Below are 17473 nucleotides of genomic sequence, written 5' to 3'. Positions count from 1 at the left end.
CGCCGGCGGCTGTGGCCGTCAGCTAAGTCGGGGTCCTTCCGTCAAAGCGTAATCACTTGGTCAGGTGGGTTGTCTTTCAAGGCCTCGTAGAGGTCAGGGAAACAGCCCACCTGCACGCCTTTGACCACGTTTTTGGGAACACAATGGCCCGGCTCCTTGCACCCACGTCCCTGGGCGTCGCACCACTTGGGTTCCCCTTCCGCCAGGTTGCGCTCCAGGGCGCACATGTCGCACATCATCAGAAAAATGTTTTGCGCTTCGGCAATCTTGGCTAGGCGCTCGCCGATGGGATCCCCCTGCCGCAAAACAAAGCAGTTGTCGTCGAAAAAGAACATGCCCACCACCTGCGCTCCATGCACCCCTGCTTCTAGCTGGGGCAGGATCATCTGGCCCAACTTATAGGTGCCGCAGCGAGGGTGAGTGAACACGTAGGCAACTTTCATGAGGCCCCCTTGCCGTTTTCAATTTTGATTATCAGTAATTATCATTTTCAGAGTAACACGAGTTTCTGGGCCAGAGTTGCCGGACCCAGCAGGCCGAGGTGTGTGGTGATCGGCAAACCAGCCTGAGACCGTTCCTGAGGCTTTTGCGCCATCCCGCCCTCAGGCCTGGCTTCTCTCCCACAAAGGGAGAGGGAAGCTAGGATAGGCTACTGCGCCACTTCTGTCCTGCTGCTATCGGAAGCCCTTGCGGGATAGCAGGGATCCCTGGCTAGCGCTGAAACTGAAGAGCCTTTCCCCGCACTGAGGGATCCACCTGGCCGTTTTGAAAGGCAATCTGTCCGCCCACGATCGTGACTAGGGGCCAGCCCACCAATTCCCAGCCCTCGAAGGGACTCCAGCCGCATTTGGTCAGCAGCTCTTCCCGCCGCACCGGTTTGGGTGTGTGGCGATCCACCAGCACCAGGTCGGCGTCGTAGCCCACCTGCAGCCGCCCTTTGTTGGGGATCCCGTAGAGGCGGGCCGGCGCCTCACACATCCACCGCACCACCTGCGCCAGCGTACAACGCCCCTGCTGGGCTGCCGTCAACATCAGGGGCAAGGCCGTCTCTACTCCCGGCATACCCGAGGGGGAGTGGGGATAGGGCTGAGCCTTTTCTTCCAAAGTATGAGGGGCATGGTCGGTGGCAATGCAATCCAGGATCCCGTCCTGCAGCCCCTGCCACAGTTGGGCCAGGTTAGCGGGATCCCGCAGGGGGGGGTTCATCTGGGCCAGGGATCCCAGCCGGGCGTAATCGGCGGTGCTGAGCAGCAGGTGCTGAGGGGTCACTTCTGCCGTCACCCAGGCCGGCTTGTGCTGGCGCAGCAGTTCCACCTCTAGGCCGGTGGAGAGGTGCAAAATGTGCAGCCGATGGCGGTAGCGGGTGGCCAAGTCCAAAGCCCGCCGTGAGGCGATCAGGGCCGATTCCTCGTCCTGAATTTGCGAGTGAACGGCTACATCTGTGCGTCCGGCAAACAGGGCCTTACGGGCTTTGATGCGAGACAGATCTTCGGCATGGACGGCAATTAAAAAGTTGGGATCCGTTTCCCCGAAAATCCGCTCCAGCGCCGCCTGATCATCCACCAACAGGGGCCCATGCATGGATCCCATGAAGATTTTGATGCCACAGGCTCCCTGCACCGTTTGCAACTCTTCTAAGTTATCGGCAGTGGCCCCGATGAAAAAGCCGTAATTGACCACACACTTGCTGCCTGCACGGGCCAACTTGTCATCCAGCGTCGCTTGGTCAATCGTCAGCGGGTCGGTGTTGGGCATCTCCAAAAAGCTGGTCACCCCGCCCCGGGCACAGGCCCAGGATCCCGTCTGCAGGTCTTCTTTGTGCTCTCGGCCCGGCTCGCGGAAGTGAACTTGCGGATCGATCACCCCCGGCATCAAGGTATGGCCCTCGGCGTCGATGACCTTGGCCACCCCTTCTGGCGAGAGGTTTTGGCCGATTTGGGCAATGCGCCCCTCCCGCACCAGCACATCCCCCCGCCAGGGATCCCCTTCCGGCACCAGCAGCTCAGCATTTCGGATCAGCAAATCTCCAGACAAAGCTCCGCCCTCCCCCAAAGGCGCTCTCAAGATAAAGACTATTGACTTGGCTCCGCCAGCACAGCCGCATCTGGATCCAGTAAACTACCCGGCTCCGACCGCTAAGCGGTACGGAGCGGGCTTTCAGTAGCCCTGAGCCTGTTCTGCTCTACCAGAGAACAAAACAGGCCCGAACCTCTAGGCTGGTTTACGGCAGCCCCCAAGAGCGCAATCACATTCGCACCATTCAAATCCGCATCCCCTTCCCATCCACAGTGCCCACACTTGAACGACTTGCCACTGCGGTAGGACTTGCCCTGCTCAGGGTGGATGTGTAAGCACCGGTGACAGGTCTGCGACGTGTAGGCAGGCGGCACAAGAATCAGAGAAACCCCTGCAGCCCTCGCCTTGTATTCCAGAAATTGACGTAGTTGGTAGAACGCCCAACTGTTGGCCCTGCGCCGTTCGGCTTTGCTGCGTGGCTGTTGATTGACCCTTTCCCGAATCCCTGTCAAGTCTTCCAGAGCAAGAGCGCTGTTGGTAGCTTTTGCCCTAGAGACAATAGCTTTGGAGATGCGATGATTGACCCACGCCTGAAAGCGCCTCTCCTTGCCAGACAGCCGTTGCAACAGTTCTCTGCATCTGCGCCGCGAACTGCGGGTGCCCTTACTGGCTTTGCGTTGGAGTGCCGCCCTCAGCTTGGAGTAGTGGTCTCGGATTCGGTTCAACCGCTGTCCATTCCAGTTATCCCCTTCTGACGTATGGGCAATATCCGTCCTCCCCAAGTCCACCCCCAGCACTCTGCCCGTGCGTTGCGGTGGGGATGGCTCCGCTTCCACACAGATCTCACACAGATCTGAATAGAGTAGGAACCGTCTTTGCGCTTGACCAGAGTGGCAGATTTGGGATTGGAGCCTGCCAGCTGTTCTCTCTGGTAGCGGCCAATCGCCAGCTCAAAGCGCTCCCGACCCTCCACCGTGGTCAGCGACACCGTCCAGTCTTTCTCGCGGAACGAAAAGATACGGGCATCGTAGGTCGCAAAGCCTCTCTTGAACGCTTTGACCGGACGGTTTTTCTGTTGGGCAACTTTACGGGCACCGGCCAGCCGTCTGCAGACCTGCTGGTCGCGTAAGCGGGACGTAGTCCTTGCCAAGTTACTGGACAAGCCAAACCGAGCGCGAATCTGGTAATAGCAAAGGGACTGGAGTTTGACTGCGTTGACTACTTTTTCTGGTGTGTTTTGGTTGACCCAGTTCAACGCCTGCACAAAGGCATCCATTGTCGCATCCAACTTTGCGGCTTGCGACTGGGACACCTTGAGCTTGCAGGATACGGTCAGGACTTGGGTCATGGTTCTATCATAACTTCCGCATTCCTCCCGACACTGACCCTACGGGTACAGTGCGGGGCTCCTGCGATTTCTAGCTGACAGATGGGCGATCAGCCGATCCACCAACCGCGAGAGGGTTGCCTGTTCTTCTGGGCTGAGACAGCCGTAGGTTTGCTCCCGCAACTGCCAAATCAGAGGGGGTAAAACGTCTTTCAGCTCCTCCCCTGCAGGTGTGAGGTAGACCCGCCAAATCCGCCGATCCTCAGGATCTCGCTGCCGCCGGATCAGCTCCCGTTTTTCCATGCCATCCAACACCCCGGTCATGGTGCCCCCCAACTGCTGCAAGCGCTCACAAATAGTGGAAGTAGGGATCCCGTCTTCTTCCCAAAGGCAGCAGAGCACCACCCAATGGGAGATGGTTAGGCCAAAAGGCTCTAAATAGGACTGGAACTTCCGCCGCACCAATTGAGACAACAGCCGAATGCGGTAGCCCAGGGAGTTGGGGGCGAGAATGTCATGCCACCGTTCCAGGAAAGCCTGCTTTTCCGATTGAACCATCTCCCCGGTTTGACTGTTTCCCATCGGCGGCCTGGAATGCTCGGAATCTAAATCGCCCTATTTTATCTTTTACTGAGGAGAAGGAGAGAAGGAGCTTACGGTTTGCCGAGAAGGTTGTGTGATCTGCAGTACGGCCTAGCCCTTGCACAGCCAACAGACGATCTGCGGCCATTACAGTTGCAAAAGATATCCATAAAGATATCCATCAGGCCATACAACATTTTTTGGCTACCCATCAGCTAGAAATTGCAGGAGCCCCGCACTGTACCCGTAGGGTCGGTGTCGGGAGGAATGCTATAACAATACTGCGGACACCAGAAACGGTTGTTTAAGGCACTGGTAACGGTCGATTGGGGGTGCTGTAAACCACCCCAGAGGCTCGTGGTTGGCTTGCTAACTGCAGGGCTACTAAAAGCCCGCTCCGTACCGCCTAGCGGTTGGTGTCGGGTAGTTTACGTCACAGCCGACTGGGATCCCTGACAAGCAAAAGATGGGCTTGCCTTGGCCGAAGTCGATAACGCTGGAAAAGGCTGGCACAGAGATTTGCCAAGGCAGTTCGGATGGCACTAGAGTAGCGTCAAGTCTTTTGCCAGCCCGTTGTCCTTTGCAAGTGTCTTTGTGAGGTCATCATGCCGCTTATCCCACAGGGGTTGCGCCCCCATCGTCGTCTCCTCTGGGCAGGGATCCCGTTAGCTGGTGCTTTGGCCTTGGGGGCCTGCTGGAGCAACCCCACAGGTGCTGAAGTCGAGTCTCCCACATTGACTCAGAATCCCTTCCCCCCCATCCCCACTCCACCGCCGCCGCTGCCTTCCCCAAGTGGGACGCCGGGCCTTCCCCCTTGGTGGCCCCGCGCCCAATCGCCGCAGTGGGAAGATTCTCCTTACGCTTCGGTCTTGTCCGGCTTTTTGCAAGGATTGGCGGCCCAAGGGGGAGCGCTCTCTCAACAGGGGATCCTGCTCTGGACGCCGGAAGGGGAGCTGTTGGCGGAGCATGGGCTGGATCGACCTTTGCCGGTGGGAGCCTTGGATCAGTTGGCCATCAGCTTGATGGCCCTGGAGACTTGGGGTTACGAGCATCGCTTTGAGACCCGCTTCTACACCACAGGCCATCGGTTGGGCCATCGCTTGACGGGAGATTTGATCCTGGTGGGTGGCGGGGATCCCTATTTCACGGAAGCGAATGTGGCAGAGCTGGCCCGCCATTTGCATAGCCTCAACATTCGCCAGATCGACGGGGATGTGAAGGTGTTGCCCCCCTTCCGTTTGCTGGGCCAACCCGATCCTTTGGGCGGCGCTCAGCGTTTGGCAGAACTCCTCAGCAATACTCAACAACCCCATCCGGTTGTCATTCGCGGCTCGGTGTCAGTCCTAACAGCCCTCCCCGCGGACGCCCACTGCCTGGCCAGCTACACCTCGCTACGGCTGGGATCCCTGTTGCAGATCCTCAATGGCAGCAACGACCGAGCCATGGCAGAAGCCCTGTTGGCGGAACTGGGGGGCGAAACAGCCCTGCTGGAGTACCTGCGGCAGCGGTTGGTGGCTCAGCCCATTTCCCGCCTGGATTCCCAAATGGCCCCCGCCGAGCAAGACATTCGCCTGGGGCAAAGAGGGCGAGCGCTGTACCTTTCCCCCCGCGCCCTAGCTCATCTCTGGGAACACCTGGTAGATTTCACAGATGGGGATCCGACTCGGATCTTGCCCAGGGCGGGCACTGGCCACAGCACCCTGCGGGCGCGCACCTTGCCCCCAGGCACGGCTGCTCAGGTGGGATCCGCTGCGGATCGGCTGATGACGATGGGGCAGCTGCCGAATGGCATCCACTTTGTCCTGCTCAACCAAGGTCCTGACCTGGGCATTTTGCGCCAGCAACAGGATCAGTTTCTGCAGGATGTGGTGGCCATTTCTGAGCCTCTCCGCCGCTAATGCTGACCTCAATTCGAACTTAATTTGAGATACAGCTCTCCCCCCACTTTCCCCATAGGAGGCGGAAGCTCAAGACCCCAGAGCCCCACAGGTTAGGAACAGGGTCAATTCATTTAAGAATGAGACGGCCCTGCAGCTAAGAAGGCATGGAGGTAGACCTCAGGAGGAAGCTTAGACCTGAGAGAGAGTCATAGGGTATGTCCAGGAAGGGAGCAGTTGCACGGATGAACAAGGTTAGTCGTGCAACAGTTTATCGCTGGCTGAACCGAGAAGACCTGAGGCCGACAAAAGTCAAGACCCGCAAGCGCAAGATAGACTCGGCTGCCCTGCAGCAAGACGGAGACCAGTACCCAGAAGCTCGACTGAAGGATAGAGCCCGGTCTGGCGTCCAACCCGTCCTGCCAGCGGGACGGAGTCCTCGCGCTATTGACTGTGCTCTTGAGAATGAGAAGGTGAAAGTAGCACAAAAAAAGAGTTATGGTCATTTCAATTAAACCAGGAGACTGCGCCCACACCTAAAACTTTGAATGCACGGGGCCATAGGGCTTTTCTCAATGGCCCAGGCAATGGCTCAGGCGTCTCACCCTAACCTGAAATGACTACCCGAAATGACCATAAGTACCTGTTTTTCTCCGACAATTGACTTTTGCTGCTGATGCAAACTCTTTGGCAGACCATCGCCCAGCACCTTTCAGAAGCAACAGGGGATCCCATCCAGCCCCTACAGTATCGTTCTGTGGGCGGAGGCAGCATCAACGCCACCTATCGGTTTTCTTGCGCTTCCCAAAACCCTCTTGCAGAAGGGGTAAAAGACTACTTCGTCAAATTGGCCCGTGGGGGAGAAAGGGCGCTGGAGATGTTTGCAGCGGAAGCTGCGGGCTTGCAAACCCTAGCGGCTGCCCAGGCCATTCGCGTGCCCCAGCCCATCATCTGGGGATCCGTAGGAGAGCAGGCTTACTTGGTGCTGGAATACCTGGAGCTAACCTCGCCCCGTCCGCACACTGCGGGTTTATTGGGATCCCAGTTGGCCCAGTTGCACCGCACCCTATCCCCCAACGGCAGCTACGGCTGGGAGCGCGACAACACCATCGGCTCTACGCCTCAGATCAACAGTTGGCGGCAGAATTGGCCGGATTTTTATCGGGAACAGCGGCTGCTCTACCAGGTGAAATTGGCTTGCCAACAGGGGTATCGCGGCACGTGGGTGGCCCAAGCCGAACGGGTAATGGCGGAGCTGGAAGCCTTTTTTCAGGACTACAGGCCAGAACCCGCTCTGTTGCATGGAGATCTGTGGGGCGGCAACTACGGGGCCTTGCCCGATGGATCCCCGGTGATTTTCGATCCGGCCACCTACTACGGGGATCGAGAGACGGATCTGGCGATGACAGAACTGTTTGGCGGCTTTCCGCCGGAGTTCTATCGGGCTTATCAGCAGGCCTACCCCTTGGACGAGGGGTATCCCCACCGCAAGCCCCTCTACCAGCTCTACCACTGGCTCAACCATCTCAACCTGTTTGGAGAGGGCTACCTAGGCTCGGTGCAGCGGGCTTTGCAGCAGTGTTTGCAATTTCTTGGATAAATCGTATGGTTGTTCAGGTTAAGATGAGACGCCTGGGCTACTGCTCGCACCAGCGGGACGGAGTCCTATCGCGCCAGCGGGACGGAGTCCTTGAAAAACCTTCTAACCCCCTGCATTATTGCTCCGCAACGCTATTGCTATGCCTACGGCACCCTGACGGGAACCGCAACGCTGACGCGAAGACGCGACCAACGGTTTAGGTGTGGGCACAGTGTTCTGAGTTTGAGTGGAAATGACGATATGTCCATTCCCAAGCCGTTCGCGCCAGTGGGACAGAGTCCTTGGGGGGTAGCTCCCTCTGGGAGAGAAGCTGGGGGTGAGGGGGATCTGTCTCGAAGTAAACTGATCTGAAACGGCTAGGGGGTCTTCTCCGGCGAGGATTCCCCTGCCATGACCACAGCCCCCATGTCCCCCAACAGGCGGGACTGGTTGCGCAATACCCCCAGCAAATTAAGCCGGTTGGCCCGCCGACCAGGATCCGGATCCATCACCAGAACGGCTTCAAAAAACTGGGCTACCTGAGGGGCTGCTGCTTGCAGAGCTTCCACCAAGGGAACAAAATCTCCCCGTAAGGCCGGCTCCACCCCCAGGCGATAGACCTTCTGGCAAGCCTCGTACAACTCCCTTTCTGCCGCCTCCTGCAACTGGTCGGGATCCACGGCAGCTGCTGGATCTGTTACACCGTAGTCCAAGTCCCCTTGGGCTGCCAGGCGGGCGCAGCGATTGAGGGTGGGATAGAGATCCGCCAATTCCCCGGTGGCCCGCAGGTGTTGCAGGTACTCCGCCCGCAGCAGGGTCAAGGGCAGGTTGCCCAGGGCCCGCAAGGTGAGTTCGGCCTTCTGGGGATCCTCCGCTTTGACCGACTCGGGATCCCCCACCACAGCCCTGACCAAGTCGTAATCAATCCGTTTTTCCTCCTGCAAAAGGGTCTGTATCCGTTGGGCCAAAAACTCCTGCAAGGCTCGCAAGGTGTGGACATCGCCAAAGGCATAGTCCTGCACCACACTCTGCAACAGGGAGTTAAAGTCAAAAGTCCAGCCGGCATCCCAGGCAACCAGCACCAGGCTGTTGGCGGCCCGCCGCAGGGCAAAGCGATCCGAGGAGCCGGTGGGGATCCGCCCCAAGCGAAACATGCCCACCAAGGTATCCAGGCGATCTGCCCAGCCCACCACCCGCCCCGTCAGTGCTGTGGGCAAAGCGTCCCCCGCTCCCAAAGGCCAGTAGTGTTGCTCAATCCCCTCGGCTACCGCCTCCGGTTCCCCATCCTGCCGAGCGTAGTCGGCCCCCATGATCCCCTGCAGCTCCGGGAACTCGTACACCATTTGGGTAACTAGATCCGCTTTGCACAGTTGGGCGGTGCGCTCCACCAGCGCTTGTTCCTGGGCATCCAAGTTCAAGGCAGCAGCAATGAGGCGGCTGATGTGGCGGATGCGCTCCACCTTGTCCCGCATGGAGCCCAGCCCTTCGGCAAAAGTAACCGCCTGCAGGCGTTCCACCCGCTGCGCCAAGGGGATCCGCCGATCCTCCTCGTAGAAAAAGCGGGCATCCGCCAGGCGCGCCCGCACCACACGGCTGTTGCCTGCCCCGATCCGCTCCGATTGCCGGGGGTCGCCGTTGGAGATGGTGATGAAATAGGGCAGCAATTTTCTGGGATCCCGGCCATCCCGTACTGGGAAGTAGCGCTGGTGAGTGATCATCACCGTCTCGATCACCGCAGGGGGCAAGCGCAAAAACTCTGGCTCAAAGCGCCCCAAAACCGCCGTCGGCCACTCCACCAACTGCACCACCTCCCGCAGCAGAGGGGCAGGGATCTGCGCTTCCCCATTCACTTGCCTGGCCAGCTTGGTCACCTCAGCCTGAATGTATGCCTCTCGCGCTGTTGGATCGGGGCTGACCCCCGCCTCTTGCATTTGCTGAACGTAGCTCTCGGCCCGCTCCAGGACAACCTGCTGGGATCCCAAAACGCGGTGCCCCCGGCTCACCCGCCCCGCCACCAAGCCCGGCATGGAATTGTCCTCGTGGGTCGGCAGCAGCAAAGGCAGCACCTGATCATCCCAAAGGGAGACCAGCCAGCGGATGGGGCGCGGAAACTTCAGATCCCCGCAGGCCCAGCGCATCAGCCGTTCACCACTCAAGTTGGTAATCCAGGCGGGTGCCAGTTCCTGGAGCACGGCTGCCGTCGGTCGGCCCCGCACCCGCTGCACCGCAAACACAAAGGATCCCTTGCCCACTTGCCGGATTTCCAGGCTGCCGGGATCCACCCCTTGTTTTTGGGCAAATTTTTCCCCGGCAGGAGTGAGCTGGCCATCTTGGTAGGCGACCTGAACCGGCGGCCCCTTCACCTCCAAAGTGCGATCCGGCTGCTGGGTGGGCAACCCCTGCAACAGAACCGCCAGGCGGCGCGGCGTACCGAAAAGCTGCATCTGCTCCGCTTGCAAATGGGCCTCCGCCAAAGAGGCCGGGATCCCGGTTCGCCACTGCTCCAGAGCCGAATCCACAAAACTGGCTGGGAGCTCTTCACAGCCGACTTCTAGCAAATAGGCAACCATACTCCTGTGCTCCGCAGGGTACCATCCCCACTTCCTCAATCAACATAGTCTATGGCTCTGGGCCTCCCTTCTGGCTCACGACTGCTCCGAACCTGGGGTATCCCAGTTTACCAGGGGAGCCGGGGCGTCGTTGAGACAAGAGCTCCAGTCCGCCAGACAACACCCCAATGCCATCCCTGTCAAGTGGGCTCTGCGGCCGCCAGAACCCCATCTCCTTGGCGCAAGGGATAGGCCGAGTCCCGTGGCAAATGCACCACGATGATGGGAAGGCTGGGTCGGTTGCGGGCGATGGTCTCCGGCTCTCGGCCCAGACGCGACCGGTTGCCGGTTTCGCTGGGAACCAATACCAACACATCTCCTGGCTGCAGCGCTTTGAAGGCTTCCGCCACCACCCCCCCCTGCACCCGCTGAACCGGCAAGTGGGCATAGCTTTCTGCCGGCAAGGCTGGGGAGCTTTTCCGCCCAGGTCGGGTTTGCACCAGCAGGATCTGCAAACCCGCTTTCAATTCGCCGGCCAGCGTTTGCGCCAGCCCAATGGTCTGCTGCAGGGATCCGGGAGAGACCTCCAGCTCCGGTGCAACCAAGAGGATGCGGCGCGCCGTCTCGATGGGTACCGGAAACCGCGTAATCAAGACTGGGATCCCCACCTGCCGCACCACCGCGTCAATGATGCTGCCGAAAAAGTTCTCCGCATAGGTGGAGTAGCCCTTCCAGCCCAGGATCACCAAGGTTGCCTGCCGTTCCGCCGCCGAGCGAATGATCCCTTTTTCCACCGAGTCATCCACCCGCCGGATCGGCTCCACTCGGGCCACGGCGCTGTGGGCCAGAGCTTCTGCGAAAGTCAGCAACTGCTCCTGCCGGGCCAGGGCTGCCGGCGAGATCCCGGCGCGGTCAGACAAAACATGCAGCGGCAGCAGCGTTCCCCCATCTTTTTTGGCCAAAATCAAAGCCAACTGTAACAGGTTCCTCTCAGTATCCGGGTTGGCCACCGGCACCAAGACGCGAGCTCCCCAATCTGGCTTGGGCAATTCAGTGGACTCTGCCGCCACTTCGGTGGGCTGCATTTGCTCTCCCCAGCGGGCCACAATCCAAGGCGAGGCAACACAGGTCACCAGGATCATGGCAATGGTGCCGTTCACCGTCAGCTCATCCACCAACTCCACCTGAAAAGCCACCGTGATCGCCGCCAGAGTAGCCGCCGCCTGAGCCATCGACAGGCCGAACATAACCATAGCGCTGGCAAAGCGCCAGCCAAACAATTGGGCCGGGATCCAAGCGGCCAGAAACTTGCTCACCACCTCCGCTGCGATCATCACCCCTCCCACCAGCAGCGAGCGCGGCTCTCCCAAGAGAATGCCGGGATTGATCAGCATCCCCACCGAGATCAAGAAAAAAGGCACAAACAGGGTGTTGCCGATAAACTGGATCCGGTTCATCAGGGGGCTGAGCTGGGGGATGATGGGGGTAATGGCCGTCCCGGCCAGAAAGGCTCCCACCACCGGCTCAATGCCGATCAACCCCGCTCCGTAGGCCACCACAAACAAAGTGGCGATCACGAAAGTAAACTCTGCTCCCTCGTCGTGACCAAAGCGTTGAAAGAACCAACTGCCCAGCTTAGGCACCCCCCACAGGGTGGCAAACGTGTAGAGGGCAATGGAAGGGATCAACGTCAGCCAAAATTGCAGCGTCAGCTCCCCTTGGTGGGCGCGCACCACCACCGCCAACACCAATAACGCCAGGACATTCGTGATAAGGGTGGCCCCCAAAGTTGCCCTCACCGTCTGCAGGCGCATCAACCCCAGCTTCGAGATGATGGGCAGACCGATCAGGGTGTGAGAGGCAAAACAAGAGGCCACCAGCACCGCCGCCAGAAAGCCATACCCAATGGCCAACATGGCTGCTGTGCCGATGAGCATGGGCAACAGAAAGGTGAGCGCCCCGAAGATGGTGGCCTTCCCGGCATTGAGCTTCAAATCTTCCAGACTGGTCTCCAGCCCCGCCATGAACATGAGAAACAACAGCCCCACCGTGCCCAGCAGGATGATGGTCTCGTCCCGCCGCAAGATGCCCAAGCCGTAGGGCCCCACCACCAGCCCAGCCAAGATTAACCCGATGATCCCCGGCAGGCGCAGCCGCTCAAATAGCAAGGGAGCCACCAGCATGATGGTCAGGATGATCAAAAACACCAGCACCGGATTCTCAACAGGGCCGATCAGGGCTAGAGGGATCCCCGAAATTTGCAGCCAGTGAGCCAGCATAAATACCCGACAGACAGCTAATGAACAGACCCGGCAAAGCGCCCGCATGAGTCTATCAGATCCCTCCAGATCCAAGTAGCTCTCGATGCCCCACAGACTTTGTCCGGCCTTCAATTACTGGCAGGGCGTTTAATAAGTATTCGAAAGTAAGTACATCAGACACATTAAGACACATTAAGCAGTGAAAACAGCTTGGCAGTAGTGCCCAGAGAAAGGCGGGAGAAACCCCCGAGAAACACGCATTAGAATCAGAGGGTACATGCTCTTGGGCTGCCCATGAACCAGCTTGCTCCTGGAAAAGTGATCGGCCAGCGCTATCAACTGGTTCACAGCATTGCAGCAGGTGGCATGGGGCGGGTGTTCAAGGCTGTCGATACGCGCCTGTTCAACCGTCCGGTGGCGGTCAAGCTGTTGCACCAAAACTTAGCAGGCGATGACAACACCCGACGCCAGTTGCACAAACGTTTTCAGCAGGAAATTCGCATCAGCACGCTGCTGGGGGAGCACCCTGCCATTGTCAAGGTATTGGACTATGGCCTAGAGAACGACCAACCTTACCTGGTGATGGAATACCTGACGGGGCGCAGTTTGGGGGAGCTGATGCTCAAGCAGCCGGTGCTGCCGCCTCAACAGGTGGTGAGGATGGCCCGCCAAGTGTGTGCCGGTCTCTATTACGCCCACAACCTAGAGACCGAGCAGGATGGCCATCTCATCAAGGGGGTGATCCATCGCGACATCAAACCCAGCAACCTCTTCGTCCTAAAAGATGAAACCCTGGGGGAGACCGTCAAAATCTTGGATTTCGGCATTGCCAAGCTCCTCAGCGACGTTTCCCTTGCCCTCGGCACCCAGACCACCGGCTTTTTGGGTACGGTGCGCTATGCCTCTCCCGAACAGGTGCGCGGGGAAGCCTTGGATGCCCGCTCGGATATCTACTCGCTTGGCGTGGTGCTCTACCGCATGTTGACCGGGCAACACCCCCTCCAGCCGAAGAGCGATTCTTTCCCCGGCTGGTACGAGGCCCACAATTACCAGCAGCCCCAACCCTTCAATCGCGCAAATTTGCCCTATGAAATTCCGCTGCAGCTGGAACAGGTGGTGCTCTCCTGTCTGGCCAAAGATCCCGACCAGCGGCCCCAAGATATGAAGGTTCTCAGCGCCCAATTGGAGGGATCCCTGCACTCCCAGAGCGCTGCCAGCTCTTCCCTCGCGCCCCCCCCAGCCGCACCCATCTTCTCCGAGCGCACCCTGGCGGCGGTGGATGCAGGGCAGTCGGGCACACACCTGCTCAGTACCCAGGCAGAGCCCGAGGCCAAGCTGTTTCCCCTCTGGGCTGGGATAGCCCTTTTTGTTGTCATTGCGGGGAGCACCTTCTGGGGCCTGCGTCTGCTGTTGGATCCGGGCCCAGGCAGGGAAAAACTGCCTGCTGTCTCTGAACGACCTGATACCCATCGCGTCGGCGGCTCCGAGCGGGATCCCTCAGCCACTCCTGAACCTCTGCTGGACTGGCTGCCGCGGGATCCGGAGGGTGAACTGGTGTTTGAGGATGATCCCGCCCCAGATCTGGGAATCGGTGAGTCTGCAAGCGAGCCCACACCCAGGCCAGCGGCAACTCCAGAGGCAGTGTCCTCTACCCCTCAGCCCCCCGCTCCAACTCGGCAGGTGTCCCCTCCCACTCCAGTGCCTGCTGCGCCGCCGCCCCGACCGGTTGCCGTGCCCACGCCCGCTGCTCCACCTTCTCCAGCCCCTGTCCCGGCCAAGCCTCTCCCCCCGCCGCCCATCAACCAACCTTTGTTTCCCCAAGTGAACCGGGTTGCTCCAACTCCTGCTCCCCCTGCAGCACCCCCAACCCAACCTCCCACCCCTGGCTTTCTGGAGCGGTTGCGCGAGGAGCGAGAACGCTTGGGGAAAGACTAGGCGCAAAAAAGGGATCCACAAGGATCCCTTCGCAAACAGAGACATAGGGCTAGTCCTCGATGGGATCCCCCGTCAAGGGATCCCAGAACAGGTGGAGTCAGGCGGCAGCCAGCCGGGCATTGGCGGCATCCCAGTTCACCAAGTGCTCCAGGTAGGCATTGATGAAGTCAGGCCGCCGGTTTTGGTAATCCAGGTAGTAGGCGTGCTCCCACACATCCAAAGTGAGCAGGGGCGTTTGGCCGTAAACCAGGGGGTTTTCGGCATTGGGGGTTTTGGTGACCTTCAGCGTGCCGTTGTCCAGCACCAGCCAGGCCCAACCGCTGCCAAATTGGGTGGCAGCCGCCGTCTTGAAAGCCTCGACAAACTTGTCGTAGCTGCCGAAATCGGCGTTGATCTTGTCGGCGATAGGCCCGGTAGGCGCACCTCCCCCGCCCGGCTTCATGGATTCCCAGAAAAAGGTGTGATTCCAAACTTGGGCGGCATTGTTGAAGATACCCGCTTTGTCAGGATCCCCAAAGGTGGCCTTGATGATTTCTTCCAGAGACTTGTTGGCCAGATCGGTGCCCTCGATGAGCTTGTTCAGGTTGGCTACGTAGGCCGCGTGGTGCTTGCCGTGGTGGTAGGAGAAGGTTTCTGCCGACATGTAGGGCTTCAGCGCGTCGGCAGGATAGGGCAGAGCCGGGAGTTCAAAAGCCATAATCGTCTGTCCTCTGTGTCTTGTGCAAGGAATGCAAGAAAGAACGCGGCGAAGGGTCAGGAGAACCAGAAAAAGGCGTTACCTTTCTTTGCAGTTTTAGTGTAACTCAGAATCAGTACGCGCTGGGATCCCTTGGACACCTCGATTCCGGTTGGAACCCTGCTCGACCCCAGAGAGGTGGAATCGCGGCTGTCTCAGCGCAATTGCCGATAACCACTTGTTGGCCAGCGGTTGGAAAAGCGAGATCGTCCCGGCTGGAAAGCGCTAACGGGATCCCTCCCGCAACAGCTCGATCAGCAGGGGAGCGACATCCCTGAGCAGGGGGATCAAAACAGCCGTGATGGCGGCGATGGTCACTACATTGCGGGTGAAGTTGAGGGTATCGCGGCTGAGCTGGAAAAACCGCTCGTCCCAGCGTTTGACCTCGGCCTCCAGACGTTCTTCGGCGCCAGCAATGCGTTCCTCGGCTTTGGCAATGCGTTCCTCGGCTCTGGCAATGCGTTCCTCGGCTCTGGCAATGCGCTCCTCGGTGCCGGCAATGGTTTGCATCAGCTCTTGGTTTTGCCGGGCCAGTTGGGCGATGGCCTGAGCGTTGGCCTCGACAGTGCGCTCGATGCGCGCCAGCCGCTCCTCGCTGTAGCTCATGGTCGGGGAGGGGGAAATTGATGCGGGCTGGGGAAGTCCTGAGGTGGGATCCCTTGCAGAGCCTCAGTCATAAAGCGCTTCCAGGTGGGGGCAACAAAGGCCCCGCCGGCGGTGCCGGGCAGCATGGGGGAGTTGTTGTCGTTGCCAATCCAAATGGCGGTAGACAGTTGCGGCACATAGCCGATGAACCAAGCGTCGCGGAAATCGGAGGTGGTGCCGGTTTTACCGGCTACAGGTCGCCCATCGTCCAGACGAGCTGCCCTCCCGGTGCCTTGGGTCACCACCCCTTTGAGGATTTGGTTGAGCGTAGCCACCGCCCAGGGATCCAAAACCCGCTCCGGCTGGGGCCTGGCCTCGAAGAGGATTTGGCCGTTGCGATCCACCACCTGGGCCAAGAGGGTCGGCTCCACCCGATATCCGCCATTGGCAAAGACCGCATAGCTGGCCGCCATCTCCAGGGGGCTGACGCTGGCCGAGCCCAGAGCTGTAGCCAAGTTGGGAAACATCTCGGCACTGATGCCGGTGGCCTGAGCCGCTGCGATGACGTTGCGGATCCCAACATCATCGGCCAACTTAACCGTGGGCACGTTGCGGGAGAGCTCCAAAGCCCGAGCAAAGGTGAGGGAGCCATAGAAGGTGTTGTCGTAGTTTTTCGGGCTGTAGGGTGGCGAGCCGGGATAGGTGACGGGGGTATCTTCCAAGATGCTGCCGGGTGAATAGCGCCCGCTGGCCAGAGCCGCGTAGTACACATAGGGCTTAAAGGTGGATCCCGTTTGGCGAAACGCCTGGGTGGCGCGGTTAAATTGGCCCCGCTGAGCGTTGATCCCGCCCACAATGGCTTTCACATAGCCGGTACGGGGATCCACTGCCGCCAAAGCCATTTGATCGGCACGACGAGCTGCCCCAATGCGGGGGCCATCTTCATTGACAATGCGCTGGGCAAGGCGCTGCAGACGCAGATCGATGGTGGACTGAACCCGCAGACCTCCTTGCATTAGAGCTTGTTCCCCATAGCGGCGCCGCAGCTCCGCCTCAATGGCGTCGGTAACTGCTGGGGCGTTACTTTGAAAGGAGGTAATGCGGCCTAAGGTCAGCTTTTGCTCCCGCGCCGCCTGGGCTTCCTCGGGGGTAATCCACTTCAGCTCCACCAGACGATCCAGCACCAGGTGTTGCCGCCGTTTGGCTCCCTCCAGGTTGCGAAAGGGGCTGAGGGTTTCCGGAGCCGGCAGGATCCCAGCCAACATCGCCGCTTCAGCCAAGTTCAGTTCAGACGCATCCTTGTTGAAGTAGCTGCGGGCCGCCGCCTGGATGCCGTAGAGATTGTGCCCCCAGTACACCTGGTTGAGGTACATCTCCAGGATCTCGTCTTTGCTGAAGACCTGTTCTAGGCGCACCGCCAACACGATCTCGGCGACTTTACGGCTGAGGGTACGCTCCGGCCTCAAAAACAGGTTCTTGACCAACTGCATTGTCAGGGTGGATCCCCCCCCCGCCGAGCCTATACCCCCCTCCACACTGCCTAGGATCGCCCGGCCCAAGCTGACCGGATTAATGCCTGGATGGGTGTAAAAGTGGCTGTCTTCAATGGCCAGCAAGGCCTTTTTCATCTCCGGCGAGACCTGTTCAAGGGAGATCACTTCCCGGTTGGCCTCCCCGTGTAGGCTGGCAATGGGCTCGCCCCGAATATCGACAATGTGGGTGGTGGCAATGGGCACGTAATCCCGCAATTGATGCACGTCCGGCAAGTTGCGGAAGCTAATGGCCAGCCCCACCAATCCGGCAGCCGTTGCCGTGGATCCCAAGAGCAGGGATCCCAGCAACAGATTGCCCACCACACCGGCAACCTGGGCAATCCGGGAGGGGCGGGTGGGTGGGGTATAGTCGGCATGCTCGTCAAACCCCGATCGGGAAAAGGGGGAATTGGAGAAACGCTCCAACCCCGGCTTTCTCGCCCGGCGGGCCAATGGTCTGCGACCGTAGGTCACGTCAAAAACCCTGTCACGTC

12 protein-coding genes and 1 pseudogene are annotated in these 17473 nt (G+C 59.6%); 4 read left to right on the top strand and 9 right to left on the bottom strand.

The window, feature by feature from the left end:
* Positions 1 to 41: 41 nt before the first annotated feature.
* The 4 genes and pseudogenes from ACVWXW_RS05550 to ACVWXW_RS05535 form a co-directional block, all read right to left on the bottom strand.
* A complete protein-coding gene (locus ACVWXW_RS05550) occupies positions 42 to 443 on the bottom strand; it encodes a SaoD/DsrE family protein (protein WP_457403108.1) in 402 nt (133 codons plus the stop codon).
* 268 nt (positions 444 to 711) lie between these two features.
* Positions 712 to 2034 carry a dihydroorotase gene (locus ACVWXW_RS05545; RefSeq protein ID WP_457395919.1) on the bottom strand — a complete coding sequence of 441 codons (1323 nt, stop codon included), beginning with the start codon at positions 2032 to 2034 and terminating at the stop codon, positions 712 to 714.
* A 101-nt stretch (positions 2035 to 2135) separates the two neighbouring features.
* Positions 2136 to 3364, bottom strand: a pseudogene (locus ACVWXW_RS05540) (RNA-guided endonuclease InsQ/TnpB family protein).
* A 39-nt stretch (positions 3365 to 3403) separates the two neighbouring features.
* On the bottom strand, positions 3404 to 3901 hold the full coding sequence (locus ACVWXW_RS05535) for a MarR family winged helix-turn-helix transcriptional regulator (protein ID WP_457403114.1): 498 nt from the start codon (positions 3899 to 3901) through the stop codon (positions 3404 to 3406).
* Between the two features lie 629 nt (positions 3902 to 4530).
* Here ACVWXW_RS05535 and ACVWXW_RS05530 point away from each other — a divergent pair.
* The 3 genes from ACVWXW_RS05530 to ACVWXW_RS05520 all read left to right on the top strand — a co-directional run bounded on the left by ACVWXW_RS05530 (position 4531) and on the right by ACVWXW_RS05520 (position 7402).
* Positions 4531 to 5823, top strand: a complete 1293-nt coding sequence (locus ACVWXW_RS05530; RefSeq protein WP_071818173.1) for a D-alanyl-D-alanine carboxypeptidase — start codon at positions 4531 to 4533, stop codon at positions 5821 to 5823.
* Between the two features lie 197 nt (positions 5824 to 6020).
* Positions 6021 to 6317 carry an IS630 transposase-related protein gene (locus ACVWXW_RS05525; protein ID WP_414342861.1) on the top strand — a complete coding sequence of 99 codons (297 nt, stop codon included), beginning with the start codon at positions 6021 to 6023 and terminating at the stop codon, positions 6315 to 6317.
* A gap of 161 nt (positions 6318 to 6478) precedes the next feature.
* A complete protein-coding gene (locus ACVWXW_RS05520; protein WP_457403107.1) occupies positions 6479 to 7402 on the top strand; it encodes a fructosamine kinase family protein in 924 nt (307 codons plus the stop codon).
* Between the two features lie 356 nt (positions 7403 to 7758).
* Here ACVWXW_RS05520 and glyS read toward each other — a convergent pair whose 3' ends face one another.
* Positions 7759 to 9951 (bottom strand): glycine--tRNA ligase subunit beta, encoded by a 2193-nt coding sequence (glyS, locus tag ACVWXW_RS05515; protein WP_457403106.1) that lies wholly within the window; start codon positions 9949 to 9951, stop codon positions 7759 to 7761.
* Between the two features lie 179 nt (positions 9952 to 10130).
* Positions 10131 to 12209: a cation:proton antiporter domain-containing protein gene (locus ACVWXW_RS05510; protein WP_457403105.1), complete on the bottom strand. Its 2079-nt coding sequence runs from the start codon at positions 12207 to 12209 to the stop codon at positions 10131 to 10133.
* Between the two features lie 276 nt (positions 12210 to 12485).
* Here ACVWXW_RS05510 and ACVWXW_RS05505 point away from each other — a divergent pair, with 276 nt between their 5' ends.
* On the top strand, positions 12486 to 14126 hold the full coding sequence (locus tag ACVWXW_RS05505) for a serine/threonine protein kinase (RefSeq protein ID WP_457403104.1): 1641 nt from the start codon (positions 12486 to 12488) through the stop codon (positions 14124 to 14126).
* A 97-nt stretch (positions 14127 to 14223) separates the two neighbouring features.
* On the opposite strand, the gene ACVWXW_RS05500 is transcribed toward ACVWXW_RS05505, so the two are convergent.
* The 3 genes from ACVWXW_RS05500 to ACVWXW_RS05490 form a co-directional block, all read right to left on the bottom strand.
* Positions 14224 to 14823, bottom strand: a complete 600-nt coding sequence (locus ACVWXW_RS05500) for a superoxide dismutase (RefSeq protein WP_457403103.1) — start codon at positions 14821 to 14823, stop codon at positions 14224 to 14226.
* A gap of 264 nt (positions 14824 to 15087) precedes the next feature.
* Positions 15088 to 15468, bottom strand: a complete 381-nt coding sequence (locus ACVWXW_RS05495) for a hypothetical protein (protein WP_414402426.1) — start codon at positions 15466 to 15468, stop codon at positions 15088 to 15090.
* Positions 15465 to 17453 carry a transglycosylase domain-containing protein gene (locus ACVWXW_RS05490; protein WP_457403102.1) on the bottom strand — a complete coding sequence of 663 codons (1989 nt, stop codon included), beginning with the start codon at positions 17451 to 17453 and terminating at the stop codon, positions 15465 to 15467. Before ACVWXW_RS05490 ends, ACVWXW_RS05495 begins: the two co-directional genes overlap by 4 nt.
* Between the last annotated feature and the right edge of the window lie 20 nt (positions 17454 to 17473).

The sequence above is a fragment of the Thermostichus sp. MS-CIW-30 genome, from assembly GCF_054058015.1.
The sequence above is the reverse complement of the archived record's forward strand: the minus strand, read 5'-3'. Positions and strand labels throughout refer to the sequence as shown.

Excerpts from the sequence above, each read along its gene's own strand:
- ACVWXW_RS05520 (WP_457403107.1), top strand. The coding sequence starts at position 6,479 with ATGCAAACTCTTTGGCAGACCATCGCCCAGCACCTTTCAGAAGCAACA.
- ACVWXW_RS05500 (WP_457403103.1), bottom strand. The coding sequence starts at position 14,823 with ATGGCTTTTGAACTCCCGGCTCTGCCCTATCCTGCCGACGCGCTGAAG.
- ACVWXW_RS05535 (WP_457403114.1), bottom strand. The coding sequence starts at position 3,901 with ATGGTTCAATCGGAAAAGCAGGCTTTCCTGGAACGGTGGCATGACATT.
- ACVWXW_RS05510 (WP_457403105.1), bottom strand. The coding sequence starts at position 12,209 with ATGCTGGCTCACTGGCTGCAAATTTCGGGGATCCCTCTAGCCCTGATC.
- ACVWXW_RS05550 (WP_457403108.1), bottom strand. The coding sequence starts at position 443 with ATGAAAGTTGCCTACGTGTTCACTCACCCTCGCTGCGGCACCTATAAG.
- ACVWXW_RS05525 (WP_414342861.1), top strand. The coding sequence starts at position 6,021 with ATGTCCAGGAAGGGAGCAGTTGCACGGATGAACAAGGTTAGTCGTGCA.
- glyS (WP_457403106.1), bottom strand. The coding sequence starts at position 9,951 with ATGGTTGCCTATTTGCTAGAAGTCGGCTGTGAAGAGCTCCCAGCCAGT.
- ACVWXW_RS05495 (WP_414402426.1), bottom strand. The coding sequence starts at position 15,468 with ATGAGCTACAGCGAGGAGCGGCTGGCGCGCATCGAGCGCACTGTCGAG.
- ACVWXW_RS05505 (WP_457403104.1), top strand. The coding sequence starts at position 12,486 with ATGAACCAGCTTGCTCCTGGAAAAGTGATCGGCCAGCGCTATCAACTG.
- ACVWXW_RS05530 (WP_071818173.1), top strand. The coding sequence starts at position 4,531 with ATGCCGCTTATCCCACAGGGGTTGCGCCCCCATCGTCGTCTCCTCTGG.